Here is a 15,293-nt window from a genome sequence, read left to right as displayed (position 1 = left end):
GCCATCGCCGTCGAACCGCGGTCGACCCCTCGGCTGCGGTCAGTTTTCCGTTCGGTCGTCGCGATCGCCGTCCGTTCCGATACAGACCGGTTCTCTGATCTCGAGGGCCGTCTCGAACGCGCTCTCACGGCCGGTTCGGCGACCGATCCGCAGCAGTTGCTCCTCGTGTGCGCGGCGGACCGCCGACCGCTCGCGCTCGCTCAGGTCGAGGTCGGCGGCCAGTTCGTCCCAGTGACCCCACTCGACGAGAAATGCCTCAAGCTCATCCTCGGCGTGGACGCGTTCGTACTCGCGACGATACCGCTCGAGGGCCGGCCCCAGCAGCGTCTGTACCTGATCGACGAGCGTCGGCAGCCGCTTCGGCGGCACGCTCGCCTTCGCGGCCGTCAGCACGAGCACCTGTCCCTCGATCGGGTCGCCGGCCATCAGCCCCCCGCTCGCATCGCTTTCTGGGCGAATTCCTCGACCAGCGGCTCGAGGGGATTCTCTTCGGTCCCGGCATCGGTCTCGCTGTCGTCGTCGCTCCGCTTCTCGTCCCCCTCGAAGACGACCGTCACTTCGGTGAGCGTCAACGACGGGCCGATGCCGACCGTCTCCGAGGAGAGCGTCGCCGTCCAGTCGTCGCCCGCCACGGTATCGTCAGCGACCTGCTCGCCGCCTAAATTCGTCAGATACCGAACGGCGAGTCGCTCGGAGATGCCGCGAAAAGATCGTTCGACCTGCGTTCCCATACTCGAAATTCGAGCGCCACTCAGATAAACTCGACCCAGCCGCGATTGCGGGACGGCGAGCGAGATCGCTCGTCCTCAGACGACCGCTCTGAACGCCACCACGGCGAGGACGCCCGCACACAGCGCCAGCAGGATGTTTTCGGTGCGCCACATTACACCGAGGACGACTGCAGCCGCACCCCACTCGGCCGGCCCGCCGGCGGCCAACTCCGGGCCGAGGACGGCGATCACGATCGCGCCCGGAAGGATATCGAGTCCGGCCTCGACTCGCTCGCCCACGTCGAATCGACGGACGAGCCAGATGCCACCGACTTTCGCGATCACCGTGACGACAGTCATCGCGAGGATGACGCCGACGACGAGCGGGTCGAGCGACAGTAGCTCAACCATCGTGTCGCATCACCTCGACCGCGGCTGCGGCCAGTCCGCCGATCAGGATGTACCACCGGCCCGGAAGCACGTTCGCGGCGACGACGCTCGTCCCCAGCGCGACGAGCCACGGTACCAGTGTCGATCGTCCTTCCCAGAGTTCGGCCGCGAGGGCGACGAACACGGCCGCGAGGATGAAGTCGAAGCCGTACTGGTCCGGGTCGCCGACCGATTCGCCGGCGAGGACTCCCAGAACCGTCGATCCGACCCAGAACAGCCAGAGCACGATGCCGCTCCCGAGCAGGAACGCGCCGCGGCCGCGGCCCGATTTTAGGTCGCGCATCGTTAGCGCCCAGTTCTCGTCGGCCATCATCACGAGGCTCCCGTAGATCTGGGTCGGCGAGAGGTGACGAAACCAGGGCTGGAGCGCCGCGCCCATCAGCGAGTACCGGAGGTTGACCGCGAACGTCGTGGCGACGATCGCGGCGATCGGAATCGGGTCCGCCCAGAGTTCGACGGCGATGATCTGGGAGGCACCGGCCAGCACCGTCGCGCTCATCAGGGCCGCTTCCGCGACGCTCAGCCCGGCCTGATTGGCGAGGACGCCGAAGGCGATTCCGTACCCGCCGACGCCGATCGCGATCGGCATCCCGGTGAGAAAGCCGGCGCGGACCCCCTCCCAACCGAACGTGACCTCGTCGCTATCCGGTGTTCGTTCCGTCCTCGCGCCGTCGACCGATGGATTCGACTCTCGAGGGACGTCTGTGCTCGACTCCGAATCCGTCGCCATTGCGTATCTCACTCTGCGACCGGCGGCGCGTAAAGCGTTCTCGGAATCGGAACGGTCCGTGGTATCGCGTATCCGGCCCCGTCTCGCTTCGACCGGTCCGGCCTATCGACTACTGCTCGACCGGCTGCGACCGCCCGCGTTGGACCTTAGCGACGTCCGCGGCCTCGCGCCAGTCGACGGGTGGCTCCGCACCGCTGACTCGCCGGCCGAACTCGGACAGCCCGCGTCCCTCGAGGACGCCCCTGTCGAGCGTGGTGAGCGCGTCCTGCAGGAAGGGCCACGGATCGTCGCGGCTCAGCACGTCGAAGGTGGGCTGTTCGTAACAGGAGCGAGCGATCTCTCGAACCGTGGCCGGGAACGACGGTCGGTCGACGAGGTCCGACTCCTCGCGCAGGAGACTAAGGAGGTAGGTTAGTTCGCCTTTCAGGTAGTGACAGCCGACGTCGAGGTCGTAGCCGGCTTCGATCTCGTCGGCGCGACCGGTCGCCAGCTGCCAGTAGTAGTGGGGAAAGTCCGCCCCCATCTGGACGTTCGCCGAAAGCGAGGTCCACATCCGCGGGTTGATCTCGGTCAGGTAGAATTCGCCCGTCTCGGGGTGGCGCATGTACTCGATGCAGGCGAGTCCGTGCCACTCGAGTTCCTCGAGCAACGCCTGTGCGGCCTCCTGTAGGTCGTCGTCGAAGACGGACTCGCGGTAGACGCCACCGCCACCGGTGTACGACGCGCCGCGAAGCTGTCTGTGCTGGACTGACGCCAGCAACTCGCCGTGATCGTAGAGCGCGCCGACCATGTACTCCTCCTCGATCGGGACGAACTCCTGGACGATGGGGTCGTGTCCGAACGTCTCCCGGAGGTGTGCGACGTTCGGCGTCGTCCCCCTCTGCAGGTGTTCGACGGTCTTGCTCTGTTGCACTTGATCCGGCGGAACCGAGTCGACGTATTCGTCGACGAGAAGGTTGTACCGGGATTTGACGATCGACGGCGTCTCGATCGTCTCGACGTCCTCGAGCGGGCGCGTATCCGGAACGGGAACGCCGGCGGCGTCCGCGGCTTCCGCCAGGCGAACTCGATCGTGAACTCGACGGAGCGTCTCGAGCGTCGGCCACGGCGTCGCGATGTGTTCCGCGAACGACTCCCGGTACTTCGAGAGGACGAAGATATCCGGTTCGCGGACCGGGACGATCGTCCGGACGTCGTCGCGCCGGGCGAGGGCGAGCAGCGCGTCGGCGTACGTCTCGAGGTTCGTCGTCGGGTCGGGAACCAGAACGGCTTCGTCGCAGTACCTCGAGCAGAACGATTTCGCCGTCGGATCGTCGGAGACGACGATGGTGTGGACGCCGCGCGGGGACAGCGAGCGGAGACAGGCGTCGGTACTCGGGACTGTGACGGCCGGGACGACGATCGATCCGCTTCGGTTGCCACTATCTCCAGAGTAGAATTTCTCTATTATAGACATGTATTTCAGGAACTGATGTTGTTCTTTATTAGCCCGCATAATAGCGGACCGGCCTGAAACTGCAAGTACAGTCTCCCGCCATGATGACTGTCTCGCGCGTTGATTCGGCTCGGGACATCAACTGACTCGAGCGTCGTTACATCCTCGTTCAGCCAGACCCGGACGCGCTGTCGTTCACACCGCCGTACGAGTTCCTTCACCGGGTTGCTGGCTCCCGATTGGTCCGCCGTTAGCCGCCGGCGACCGGCGGAAACACCGACAGTCGGTCGCCGTCCTCGAGTGTCGTCTCGACGCCCGCCATGTGGGTCACGTCACGGCCGTTTTTGAGCACGCTCAGCTGTGGTCTGATCGCGACGCCGTCGTCACCGTCCTCGAGTAATTGCCCCTCGAGCCCTTCGTACGCCGACTCGAGGCTGGCCAGTACGTCACCCACCGAATCGCCGTCGTCGAACGTCTCCACTCGCTCTTTCTGTCCGACGGCCTCCCGAAAGGTGGCGAAAAACCGAAGTTCGATCTCCATACTGTACGATCGTCTGCGCTCGTCATAAGTCCGGGTGGCCGACGTGCGTCGTACGTCCGGGCCGACTGTCCGGGCTCGAACGCGCGAGATGGCCACCGAGACCGATCGATCGCGGACTCAGTCGGGTAGCACGGCAGGGGCGATCAGACCGCCGAGGCCGCCGGCGAGGACGTGTACGTGACGGAGTCGACCTCCGCAGCCTCGAGGGCCTCGTCGATCGCACTGGACCCCGCTTCCGCCGCCGCCTCGCTATTGTCGGCCTCGATCGCGACGGTGACGGAGAACGCGACGCTGACCGTGTACGGGTCGAACGGGCCGGTGGGGTGTTCGTAGACGTTGGCGTCGTCGACCGACCAGTCCGCGATCGTTCCGTCGGCCTCGAGCGCCTCGAGCGTCGTTGCGAGTTCCTCGGTCGCTCCGTCGCGGGCGGTCGTGTCGCTTCCCCCGTGGAGGGTCACGAACGTCGTTCCGTCCCGCGAGACTGCAAACTCCATACACTCATTACCGACCGCGAGGGTTTGAACGCTTGGTCTGTCCGCACGTGCTTTCGTTCGGGTTCGGCAGTTCGTCCGCGACGAACGGCACGGCTGTCCCTCGATATCGTCGTCGATCCGCCCCAGCTGTTCGAGCGAGTGGTCGACCGAGCGCATGCGCCGCCGCCTGCGACAGCGATCCGCGAGTCGCTCGCGCTTGGCACCCGCCTCCCGGCCGATCGCTACAGATCCTGCAACCGAATCCCGTCTTCGACCAGTCGGGCGTTTCGCTCTCGGTCGAGGTGCTCGCCGAGTTCCTCGTGTGCGTGCAGTTGCGCGATTACGTCCGCGTAGAGCGTCCGCCACGCGATCGCGTAGATCGGCGACTGGCCCCACGCTCGCAGTTCCGGCACGAGGTCGTCGTAGGTCTCGTGGCGCTGTTCGAAGCGATCGATCGCCTCGAGGACGCGAGCCGCCGCCTCGCGGTCGTCCGCCGCGTCCTCGATCGCTCGGTTCAAGCGTTGCTCCCAGCCCACAACCGCTTCCTGCATGTCCGCTGCGACGTTCTCCTCATCGGCTGGTAGTCGATCGAGCACCGGTTTCGGTACGCCGAGTGATATCTCGTCCATGAGTCGTAATAGACCGGGGACCGGCAAGAAACTACGGCTGCGACAATGTCTTTCCGGGGTTCGGCCGGCTGTCGTCGCCGGTTGTGAAACTGTGCTCACGCGATTCCGTCCCGCCGCAAGCGTCGGGGTTCGTCGCTGCGGACTCCAACTCGAAGACGCGTGACATGGCGAACGTGACTATCGGCAGAGGTGGCGATTCCGGTGTGTGTCTACCGGTTCAGTTGCGACTTTTCAGCGAACAGTGCCCGATCGTTTCCCTCCAGCCACGTCGCCAGCATCAGTTCGTCGACAAACTCCTCGTCGATGCAGTACTGGCCCTCGTGGACACCCTCGCGCTGCCAACCGTTGGCCTCGAGAAACTCGATCGCAGCCTCGTTCGTCGTCGGGAGGTTCTGATAGAGCTTCTGGTAGCCGGCACCGTCGGCCCACTCGAGGCCGTACTCGAGCAGCGACGAGCCGATCCCTCGCCGCCGGAACTTCGGATCGACGCCGACGGTCAGTTCGGCGGTGTGGCGAAGCGATGGGAGTTCGGGCGCGTCGACGTGAAGCCAGCCGGCGACCGTTCGGTTCGACGGTGAGTCCTCGTTCGTCACAGTGCGCTCGTCGTCATCCGTCTCGGCGTCAGTGCGGGCGTCGGCGTCGGTCGCGGGTTCGGGGTCGAACGTTGCCACGAAAATCGCCCGCGAGTGTTCCTCGTTGGCCCGAATGAGGGCCGACTCTCGGTCGAGTTGGGTCGCGACGTTCTCGGCGACAATGTAGGTTTCCTCGCCGGCGACCTCGCGCATGGTCTCGATGATGCCGACTCGGTCTTCTTCCCGCGCCGGCCCGATGCTTACCGTGCCGTCCTCGAGGTCGAACTCGGTCGCCGTTGCCGAGAGAGAGACTCGAAGCTTTCCGTTCGTCTCGGTTAGATACCCTTCGGTTTTCAGCGCGTTCAGACAGGATTCGAGGTCATCCATCGAGAGGCACTCGGATCCGGTGTACGACCCCGACCGCGCGGGTTTCGACTGCGTCGGTCCCGAATCGATTCGGATCGATCGCGCCAACTCGCCGGGAGTGACGGCACCGTTTCGCTCGACGTACTCGTAGACGGTTCGTTGAATCTCGTCGTCGAACGAAAACGTCGGATGAACGCTCATACGACCATCGCCGCCGACGGACGACATAATTATGCTTCCCGTATCGTCCGTCGCCCGCATCCAAATACGGGCTTCCTCGACTTCGCCGACCGTTTCGTCTCGAGTTCGAACCCACGCCCGCTCGCTAATTCGACGTTGTGTCCGCACCGCGGAACGACACTACCGTTCCCGGTTCCGTTCTCCTCCCTGTTGGTCGATCGCCGTCGCGAGCAATCCGGTCTCGATCAGCGTTTCGACCGCCGCCAGATCTCTGTCGGGCCGTCGATCCCCCGACAGCGGTCGGACGACCTCCCGAACCGTTTCGTGGGCGTCACTCGTCCCATTTCCGAGCGCTTCGTCCACGTATTCGGCGGCCTCCGCTCCGCAAAGTAGTTCCGCCGCGACGACCTGTCGAGTGCGCTCGAGCACCCGTTGTGCGTTCATCGCGGCCGTCGCGCTCATGCTCACGTGGTCTTCCTGACCGCCGGAGACGGGGATGTTGTCCGTCGCCGCGCGGCCAATACTTCGACACTCGGCCACCAGTGAGGCGGCGGTGTACTGTGCGATCATGAGCCCGGATTCGACGCCCGGATCGGTGGCGAGAAACGGCGGAAGGTGTGGCTCCTGGAGGTTGGGGTTGACGATTCGGTCGATGCGCCGCTCGGAGACGGCGGCGAGGTCGGTCAGTACTGCGACGAGATAATCGAGTCGGTGTGCGAGCGGGGCGCCGTGAAAGTTCCCGCCGGAAACGACTGCGGCGCGCTCCGTTCCCGAGGCCCGGTCGTCGAGGTCGGCGCGAGGAAACACCAGCGGATTGTCGGTGACGCTGTTGAGTTCGATCGACACTGCCTCCCGGAGGTGGGAAACGGCGTCGCGAACGGCACCGTGAATCTGCGGGAGACACCGGATCGAGTACGCGTCCTGAACGCGGTCACAGTTGCGGTGTGATTCGACAACGTCGGACTCCGCGGTCAATCGGCGGACCGCGCGTGCACTCTCCGACTGGCCGCGATGCGGTCGGAGGTCGTGAACCGGTTCGGCGCAGGCGGCGGTCGTTCCCATCGTCACCTCCGTCGTGAGCGCCCCAGCGATGTCCGCCCCACGGCAGAGCCGTTCGGCGTCGACGACGAGTAACGCGCCGATCCCCAGGGTTAGCTGGGTCCCGTTGATAAGGGCGAGCCCCTCTTTCGCCTGGAGGTCGACCGGCTCCAGTTCGGCCGCCGCCAGCGCCTCGTCGCCGGAGAGCCGTTCGCTGGTTTCGGTTGCGGCGTCGTCGCTTTCGTCCCCATTCCGTTTTTCGCCGTCGTCTTTGTTCCCGTCTCCGACGACATCCGCTTCGCCCTCTCCGATGAGAACGAGTGCGAGGTGGGCAAGCGGCGCGAGATCCCCGGACGCGCCGAGACTGCCACGCGAGGGAACCACCGGATACACGCCCTCGTTGAGCAGGTTGGCCAGCAACTCGACGACGGCGAGTCTGATCCCCGAATACCCCTTCAGGAGGGCGTTGATCCGGGTGACGATCATCGCTCGAACCTCTTCGTGGGAAAGCTCTCGACCCGCCCCCGCGGCGTGGCTCCGGACGAGATTCGTCTGAAGGTCGGCGACCCTCGACTCCGGGACCTGCGTATCGACGAGTTCGCCGAACCCGGTGTTAACGCCATAGACCGGATCGCCGGCCTCGAGAATATCTTCGACGCGCGCTCTGGACTCGCGAACGCGGGTGCGGGCTTCGTCGCTGATTTCGACCGGTCGCTCGTCCCGCGCGACGGCGACGACGTCTTCGATCGTCAGCGAGTCGCCGTCGAGCGTGATCGTCATCGGATCACCCCCGACTGGAAGGCGTACGCGCGGTCGCCGGCGACGAACGCGTGTTCGACGACCGAGTCCCCGAATCGGTAGGGGACGTGGGCGTGTGACGGCGCGTCGAGTACGAGGAGGTCGCCAGGCCCGCCTTCGCGGAGCGTTCCGCAGTCGCCCGGTACCGCATCGATCTGCGGGTGGTTCGCACCGAGGGCAATGCCGCCGCCGTAGGTGCCGGCTCGGATCGACTCCGCCGGCGACAGCCCCATGCCGACGCAGGCGAGCGTCGCCGCGAACTCCATCCCCGGCGCGTAACAGTTCGGATTGAAGTCGGTCGCGATAGCGATTTCGCTGCCCGCCGCGAGGAACCGTCGCGGGTCCGCGTACGCCGTCTCGAGCGCGAACGCCGTACCCGGTAAGAGCGTCGGCGTGACGCCCGCGTCCGCCAGTGCCGCCGCGTCTTCGTCGGTCGCTTGCAGCAGGTGGTCCGCACTGACGGCGTTCAGGTCGGCGGCGAGTTGGCTCCCGCCGAGATGGGCGAACTCCTCGGCGTGGATCTTCGGCTCGAGTCCGTGTTCACGTCCCGCCTCGAGCACGCGTCGCGAGTCCGCCACCGAAAACACGTCTTCCTCGCAGAACACGTCACAGAAGACTGCGTGGTCGGCGACTGCCGGTAACTGCTCTTCGATCACGCGGTCGACGTAATCGGCGGTCGTCTCCGCCGCTTCCGGAACCGCGTGGGCACCCATGAACGTGGGGACGAGCCGGATGGGATGTTCGTCGTCGGCCCGCTCGACAACCTCGAGAAGTTTTCGCTCGGTCTCCGTCTCCAGTCCGTACCCGGATTTCACCTCGACCGTCGTCGCGCCGCTCGCCAGCATCGTATCGAGGCGCTCGAGCAGGTTCTCGAGGAGGGTCGCTTCGCTCGCGTCCCGGGTCGCCCGAACCGTTCGAAGAATCCCGCCGCCGTCCGCGAGAATCTCCTGATAGGGCTTGCCGCGGAGTTTGGCGGCGAACTCGTCGGACCGATCGCCGGCGAAGACGGCATGTGTGTGGCTGTCGACGAACCCCGGTAACACGGTCTTGCCGCTCGCATCGACCGCGTCGGCCGCGTTCTCCGGTGGATATTTGCGGACGACGTCCTCCGTCGGTCCGACCGCGACGACCTCGCCGTCCGCGATCGCGACCGCCCCGTCTTCGATGCGCTCGAGTACGGCGTCCGGGATTGCAGGAGCGCCGTCGCCCCCGGGATGGTCGCCGCCCGTCGTCGCTGCGGCCGGCCCGGTGACGAGTTCGGTTGCGCCGTAGACGACGGTATCGACATCGGTCATCGTGACCCACCTCCCGCGGCCGCGGCGGGCTCAGTTTCGGCTGTCATCCCAGACAGGGCGTGGGCGACGACTCTAGCCGCCGCGTCGACCGTTTTTCCTCCCTCGTCCAGGGGCGGTGCACACTCGACGATTTCCACGCCGGCGAGGCGATCGTGGCTCGCGAGGTCGCGGACGAACCGGAACAATTCACGCGACGCGAGTCCGCCCGGCGTCGGTGCGCTCACGCCGGGGGCGTACGCGACGTCGAGGACGTCACAGTCGATGCTAAGGTAGACTGAATCCACTGCCCTAACGGACTGTTGTGTGCGGTGAATCGCTTCCTCGAGATCCGAACCGACCGTTTCCGCCGTGATGACCGTTCCACCCTGTTCGTCGAGGTACTCCGCGTAGACGGTCGAGGTCTCGAAGTGGCGCGCGCCGACACACGTGTAGGTAGCTAAGCCGGACTCGAGCAGTTCGCGGTACGGCGTCCCGCTGGTCGGCGTCCCCTGTCCCTCCCGGACGTCGAGGTGGGCGTCGAGGTTGATCACGCCCACGTCGCGACGGTCCAGAAGCGGCCGCACGTTCGGGACCGTCAGCGAGTTGTCGCCGCCCAGGAAGACCGGAGTCGCAGCCGAGTCGTGGACGGTCCGGGAGACTGCTGAGACCGCTTCGCGTACGGACTCGAGGTCGGTAGCCGACGCTTGTACGTCACCGTAGTCGCCGAGAGCGGCGATCGGGCCGCCCTCGAAGTGGTGCGTTTTCACGCCGGCGAGCGCCTCGCGGATGGCCGCCGGCCCGTCGCCGGCACCCTCGCGTCCGATGACAGCCGCATCGAACGGCTCGCCGACGAGGACGGCATCGAACGCGTCCAGTTCGCTCATATCCGCCGGTTCGACGATATCACCGATCGTCTCGTCGTTGGGATCGCTCGATGGCGACTCCCAGACGGAGTGGCGTGGCTGCGTCACTGCTCTTCCATCGGGACGTGGACGTTCGACTCGGCCGCTTCCTCGAGTGCCTCCTCGTAGCCGGCGTCGGCGTGGCGAGCGACGCCTATTCCGGGATCCGTCGTGAACACGCGTCGCGCCTTCTCGGCCGCGAGTTCCGAACCGTCGAGGACGACGTGATTGTTTGCGTGCAGGGAGTTCCCGATCCCGACGCCGCCGCCGTCGTGAACGCTCACGATGTCGGCTCCCGCGGACGCGTTGAGCAGCGCGTTGAGGATGGGCCAGTCGGCGACGGCGTCGGAGCCGTCTTTCATCGCTTCGGTTTCCCGATTCGGGCTGGCGACGCTGCCGGCGTCGAGATGGTCGCGCGTGACCACGATCGGCGCTGCCAGTTCGCCACTCGCCACGAGTTCGTTGATTCGCAGCGCGAATCTCGCCCGTTCGGTCAGCCCGTCGGGGTCGTCGCCGGACTGGTAGCCGAGCCAGCAGACGCGACTGGGAAGTCCCTGAAACGAAACCCGCTCCTGTGCGAGGTCGATCCAGCGGTGGAGGTGTTCTTTCGCCGGGAACAGGTTCTTGACGGCCTCGTCGGTTCGGTGGATATCCGCTTTCTCGCCGGAGAGGGCGACCCAGCGGAACGGGCCCTTTCCGCGACAGAACAGCGGCCGAATGTACGCCGGAACGAACCCCGGGAAGTCGAACGCGTTCGCTACGTCTCGGTGTTCCTGGACCTGTCCCCGGATGTTGTTCCCGTACTCGAAGGCGACCGCGCCAGCATCTTGCATCTCGAGGATCCCTTCCACGTGGCGCTCCATGGTTTCGAGACTCTCCGCGACGTACTGGTCCGGATCCGATTCGCGTAACGCGTCGGCCTCCGAGACGGTGTACCCCGACGGGTAGTAGCCCTCGAGTTCGTCGTGAGCGCTCGTCTGATCGGTCACCACGTCGGGGACGAACTCTCGTTCTCGTAGCCCGTCGAACATGTCCGCTGCGTTCATGTGAAGGGCGATAGAGAGTGACTCGTCCGCTCGCGCGGCCTCTCGTGCCAGTTCGATGGCCTCGTCGAGGTCGTCGGTCTTCGTCATACAGTAGTCGGTCTCGATCCGTCGGTCGATTCGGTCTTCGTCGACTTCGGCCGCGATGCAAACGCCGTTGTTCATCGTCACGGCGAGGGGTTGTGCACCGCCCATCCCGCCGAGCCCGGCCGTCACGGTAATCGTTCCTCGAAGCCCGTCTCGGTCGGGAAAGTGCTGTCTGGCCGCCTCGGCGAGCGTCTCGAACGTCCCCTGAATGATTCCCTGCGTTCCGATGTACGCCCACGATCCGGCGGTCATCTGGCCGTACATGATGAGCCCCTTCGCCTCGAGTTCGTGGAAGTGATCCCAATCGTCCCACTTCCCGACGAGGTTGGAGTTCGCGATGAGGACCCGCGGCGCGCGTTCGTGCGTCTTGAACCGTCCGACCGGCTTCCCGGACTGGACGAGTAACGTCTCGTCGTCCTCGAGCGATCGGAGTTCGTCGACAATGGCGTCGTACGCATCCCAGTTTCGGGCTGCACGACCGGTCCCGCCGTACACGACGAGATCCGTTGGTCGTTCGGCGACCTCCGGATCGAGGTTGTTGTTCAGCATCCGGAGGGCGGCCTCTTGCCGCCAACCGTTGCACTCGATATCCGTCCCGGTGGGAGCACCCTGATACTCGAGCCACTGCGTGGACGGGGACCCGACTCCGTGTTCGGCGTCGTCCGTCGATTGCTGCTCATCCATGTGTCTGCATACCATTCCTAAGAGTGATAATCTGGATGCTCCCTTTGGAAATCCCTTTAAGTTCTCGGGTGAGAATGCCCCCTCCTATGTATAAGGCCGTGTTCCGCATCGAGAGCGACAGTCCGTATGCGAGTTCGACTGCCGGAACCGATACCGGCATCGAACTCTGGTGTAACGACCACTGCGATCTGCTCCATATCACCGGTGAGTGCCAGGAAGACGTGGTAGAGCACGTTCGTTCCGAAGTCGGCGTCCGCGAGCAGATCGAAAACGAGAGTGATCGAACCGTCATCACGGAGGCCTGTCTCAAACACTACGCGGACGACGCGATCGAGCCGCACCTCGCGGCCAACGACTGTCTGCTCTTCCCCCCGCTTCGATACGCGGAGGGCTCCAAGATCGTTCGCGTTCTCGCACTCGACGCAGCGAATCTGACTGGGTTCTACAGCGACGTTTCGGCCGCCCACAGCGTCGTCGTCGAGTCGAAACAGGAACTGTCCACGATCAAATCCGAGACGCCGGTGCTTTCGGTCAACGCCGTCTTACCGCCCCTTTCCGACCGGCAACGAGAGGTGTTCTTGCTCGCACACGAGCGTGGCTACTACGAAATCCCGCGGGGAACGACGACCAGCGAACTCGCAGACGCGGTCGGCATCGGCCGCCGGACGGCGGAACACCACCTGCGACGCGCCGAAGCGAAACTCGCCGACGCGTTCGCTGCGTATTTGTAGTCTGATTCGTTCTGGAAGACGGCCAACCTCACTTCTCAGTTACCTTTCTCGCGATATGGTGGCTACAACGTCTCGATTTGCTGTTGTGTGATCGATGACGCCGGGAGTCGGCTGAACCGATCTATTGTACCAACTGAAACGGTTTATACACTGATCGCACTATTCGCGGTTCTCACCCACTTGGATTATACATCTGCATGGAGGAGCGCATTCTTCTCCGCGGTGTAACAAGCTGTCTGGTAGTTACTGCAGGATCTGTTGACTCTGACGATTTAGGCGGTAAATCAGATAATGGAGAACATATCGAGAGCTCTGCTGATGCACCGAGTTTTGACGTTAACGATGAAGCAGACGGGAAATTTCTTCTCCTGAGAAAGCAACCACAAGAACCAGCTGACATTACGGAAGGAATGAGGATGAGAGCCTGTGCGTATTTAAGGAGAGAGGGTCGCGAGATGCGCCGTCAGGACTCGCGCCACTTGTGGTCACACTCGACGCAGGTTAACAGCCGAACCTCGTAGGAACCGCCCGGCTTCGGCATCATTTCGTAGTAGGCTCGGTCGCTGTCGCAGTCGTCCGCTGGACAGGGCTCTTGCATCGTCTCAGTGGGGCCTTGGGTTGCGTCAGCCACGGCGGGTGCCCCGTCGTCCCGCTGCCCCTCCCGGGTCGCCATCGCCGCTTCCGATTGCGATTCCCGCGGCTCCTCGTGCTCACAAGAGCGACACACCCACGTGTCGCCCTCCGTGTGCATCATCGAACCACACTCGTCGCAGAATTGCATTGTAAATGAATCTACGCACGTGGCAGATATAGGTTTTTAATTCAACTATGTTTAGAAATCATCGAGCTGTGACGGTCATTCACTAAGGCGTCATGACGTGATCGTGCGACGAGAGCACGCAAAACGGAAACGTCAGCTACCGGCTGCCGAATAGCCGTTTCAACAAACAACTCACACATCATTTCGCCAGCTACAGTGGCCACTGGAAGTCAGCGCACACCCGATCGCACGACAGCTATGCGATCGGTGTGTACATCGTTTCAGTTGTTACTATCGCTACTTCGTTAGAGTCAAACGCTGGTGTAGTTGCGGATGCCAAGATTGCTGAACGGGATTCCACGTTTGATGTTGAGTACGACAACTATGAGACATCGGAACACGATTTATTTTGTGCATACACGACGGTTGGGTAATCTGACCCGATTTGGGTTAATAAAGCACAGTGATAACTTGTTATCGCTCCCAGGTATCTGAAGTGAATATCTGTATCGTGGTGTGTGAAAGTCGTCCGAGGAGAACGAACGTAAGTAGTACGGTTGCTGCAGAGGTGATAGTGAGGCCAGTGAATAATACAATATGCTCTTGTAGAATCTCTGCCCCAGTCGAGTCCGTAACCCCAGAAACGAGCATTAATAAAACCCCGAAAACATAGGCCACTACTAATATAATATCAATTTGGTTGACAGACCCAACATCAAATTGGTATCTAACACCGTTTATAATGGTGATAACAACCATCGGGACTACCCCACAGAGAAATGTTAGAAATAACATCCAACCCGTTGCCTCGTTAATTATTGAATCCATCTCTTGCCAGCTCTTCATTATCGGGGCAAAAAAGAAGAGTATATAATATGTCGGAATCGTTGAGGCGGTTTCAACTACTTGGAGTCGAAGATCGGTGATGAAACGAGTCATGTGTTCAAATAATAGCTATTTAAGTAAAGTGTTTGATGGTGCAAGCACTATATATTTCCGTGCAATGTGTGGACGACGTCGAAGGATTTCAGCGTGCGGCTGTTCCATTTCGGATTCGCAGTCCTCCTGTACAACGCTTGGCTGATGGTTGACTTCCTTGTACAGACCGGGCTCGATGTAGAGTTTCGGCCGAAACCACGAATAACTGCGCAACGATTTATCGGATTCGTCAATCGGCAGTTGACACGGCTGATATAGCCGTTCATTGATTCTCGCATTCGCCTGACCGCGTAGAGCCATCAGTACGCTGCTACTCGATTTTCACGCGATTTTGATCGTAGACCTATTCTTGACAGTCATACGATAGTTTTTCAGCAGAATATTCGGGTGAAAGTCGAGTGATTTGGTCGGAAAATGGAGATCCCGTACAGCAGATACCGAGCATTCTGAACTACAGAACGCTGCATTTGATATAGCAGTATTCAATTTATTTCTTGAGGTAGTACTCTCGTTTACGGAAATCACCCCTTCAGACCGATTGAACCGCCGTTTCAATCCTCGAATCACTGGTGTCGCTCGCGCCCCTTCTCGAGTCCGAGCGCATACGGCCGCAGCTGGAACGACCGTCTCGAAGTCGGTTGCCGGTCGATCCGTTCGCCGCGCGAGTTCCGCTCGGCCGAGCCGCTCAACTCGAAAACTGCTCGAGGTACTCGAACGACTCCGCGGTCGGAACAGCCTCGATGGTTGCGAGGGTCACAGCTCGATTCGTCCGTTCGGGGTCGACTCGAGAACCGAGCTAACCGGTGGTTCGTCGGCCGGTAGAACTTGTGGTACCCAAGGGGTGTCCATCAATGTCCCATACGCGCGCGAGACGTGGACTCGTGGTCGAACTCGATACCCGTTCTCGGATCGGCACTTTTCAACACCCGTTCGAACGCCTCGACTCCGGGG

16 protein-coding genes are annotated in these 15,293 nt (G+C 62.8%); 1 reads left to right on the top strand and 15 read right to left on the bottom strand.

What is annotated here, in order from left to right:
• Nucleotides 1-39 precede the first annotated feature (39 nt).
• From NATTI_RS0105835 to hutU, 13 genes are all read right to left on the bottom strand, one after another.
• Entirely contained in the window at nt 40-426 is a 387-nt protein-coding gene (locus NATTI_RS0105835; protein ID WP_006088988.1) for a hypothetical protein, read from the bottom strand.
• Nucleotides 426-731, bottom strand: coding sequence for a hypothetical protein (locus NATTI_RS0105830; RefSeq protein WP_006088989.1), 306 nt, complete (start codon nt 729-731; stop codon nt 426-428). Before NATTI_RS0105830 ends, NATTI_RS0105835 begins: the two co-directional genes overlap by 1 nt.
• A gap of 75 nt (nt 732-806) precedes the next feature.
• On the bottom strand, nt 807-1,121 hold the full coding sequence (locus NATTI_RS0105825; RefSeq protein WP_006088990.1) for an AzlD family protein: 315 nt from the start codon (nt 1,119-1,121) through the stop codon (nt 807-809).
• Nucleotides 1,114-1,890 carry an AzlC family ABC transporter permease gene (locus NATTI_RS0105820; RefSeq protein WP_006088991.1) on the bottom strand — a complete coding sequence of 259 codons (777 nt, stop codon included), beginning with the start codon at nt 1,888-1,890 and terminating at the stop codon, nt 1,114-1,116. Before NATTI_RS0105820 ends, NATTI_RS0105825 begins: the two co-directional genes overlap by 8 nt.
• Nucleotides 1,891-1,999: 109 nt before the next feature.
• Nucleotides 2,000-3,346, bottom strand: a complete 1,347-nt coding sequence (locus NATTI_RS0105815; RefSeq protein WP_006088992.1) for a carboxylate--amine ligase — start codon at nt 3,344-3,346, stop codon at nt 2,000-2,002.
• Nucleotides 3,347-3,575: 229 nt separating this feature from the next.
• The gene (locus NATTI_RS0105810; protein ID WP_006088993.1) at nt 3,576-3,866 is read right to left on the bottom strand and encodes a ubiquitin-like small modifier protein 1; all 291 of its coding nucleotides are present in this window, start codon (nt 3,864-3,866) and stop codon (nt 3,576-3,578) included.
• A gap of 143 nt (nt 3,867-4,009) precedes the next feature.
• A complete protein-coding gene (locus tag NATTI_RS0105805) occupies nt 4,010-4,360 on the bottom strand; it encodes a hypothetical protein (protein WP_027119071.1) in 351 nt (116 codons plus the stop codon).
• Between the two features lie 221 nt (nt 4,361-4,581).
• Nucleotides 4,582-4,968 carry a hypothetical protein gene (locus NATTI_RS0105800; RefSeq protein WP_006088995.1) on the bottom strand — a complete coding sequence of 129 codons (387 nt, stop codon included), beginning with the start codon at nt 4,966-4,968 and terminating at the stop codon, nt 4,582-4,584.
• Between the two features lie 209 nt (nt 4,969-5,177).
• The gene (locus NATTI_RS0105795; protein ID WP_193787781.1) at nt 5,178-6,107 is read right to left on the bottom strand and encodes a GNAT family N-acetyltransferase; all 930 of its coding nucleotides are present in this window, start codon (nt 6,105-6,107) and stop codon (nt 5,178-5,180) included.
• 159 nt (nt 6,108-6,266) lie between these two features.
• Nucleotides 6,267-7,904 carry an HAL/PAL/TAL family ammonia-lyase gene (locus NATTI_RS0105790; RefSeq protein ID WP_006088997.1) on the bottom strand — a complete coding sequence of 546 codons (1,638 nt, stop codon included), beginning with the start codon at nt 7,902-7,904 and terminating at the stop codon, nt 6,267-6,269.
• A complete protein-coding gene (gene hutI / locus NATTI_RS0105785) occupies nt 7,901-9,217 on the bottom strand; it encodes an imidazolonepropionase (RefSeq protein WP_006088998.1) in 1,317 nt (438 codons plus the stop codon). Before hutI ends, NATTI_RS0105790 begins: the two co-directional genes overlap by 4 nt.
• Nucleotides 9,214-10,167 (bottom strand): formimidoylglutamase, encoded by a 954-nt coding sequence (gene hutG, locus NATTI_RS0105780; RefSeq protein ID WP_006088999.1) that lies wholly within the window; start codon nt 10,165-10,167, stop codon nt 9,214-9,216. The genes hutI and hutG overlap by 4 nt, the downstream gene beginning before the upstream one ends.
• Nucleotides 10,164-11,912, bottom strand: a complete 1,749-nt coding sequence (gene hutU / locus NATTI_RS0105775; protein WP_006089000.1) for a urocanate hydratase — start codon at nt 11,910-11,912, stop codon at nt 10,164-10,166. Before hutU ends, hutG begins: the two co-directional genes overlap by 4 nt.
• A gap of 86 nt (nt 11,913-11,998) precedes the next feature.
• Between hutU and NATTI_RS0105770 the strand changes: the two genes are divergently transcribed.
• A complete protein-coding gene (locus NATTI_RS0105770; protein ID WP_006089001.1) occupies nt 11,999-12,643 on the top strand; it encodes a helix-turn-helix domain-containing protein in 645 nt (214 codons plus the stop codon).
• 463 nt (nt 12,644-13,106) lie between these two features.
• On the opposite strand, the gene NATTI_RS0105765 is transcribed toward NATTI_RS0105770, so the two are convergent.
• Both NATTI_RS0105765 and NATTI_RS0105760 read right to left on the bottom strand, forming a co-directional pair.
• Nucleotides 13,107-13,424 carry an RPA12/RPB9/RPC11 RNA polymerase family protein gene (locus NATTI_RS0105765; protein WP_027119070.1) on the bottom strand — a complete coding sequence of 106 codons (318 nt, stop codon included), beginning with the start codon at nt 13,422-13,424 and terminating at the stop codon, nt 13,107-13,109.
• A 453-nt stretch (nt 13,425-13,877) separates the two neighbouring features.
• Entirely contained in the window at nt 13,878-14,342 is a 465-nt protein-coding gene (locus tag NATTI_RS0105760; protein WP_006089003.1) for a hypothetical protein, read from the bottom strand.
• Nucleotides 14,343-15,293 lie beyond the last annotated feature (951 nt).

It is taken from the genome of Natronorubrum tibetense GA33 (genome assembly GCF_000383975.1).
GTDB classification, from domain to species: Archaea; Halobacteriota; Halobacteria; order Halobacteriales; family Natrialbaceae; genus Natronorubrum; species Natronorubrum tibetense.
The sequence above is the reverse complement of the archived record's forward strand: the minus strand, read 5'-3'. Positions and strand labels throughout refer to the sequence as shown.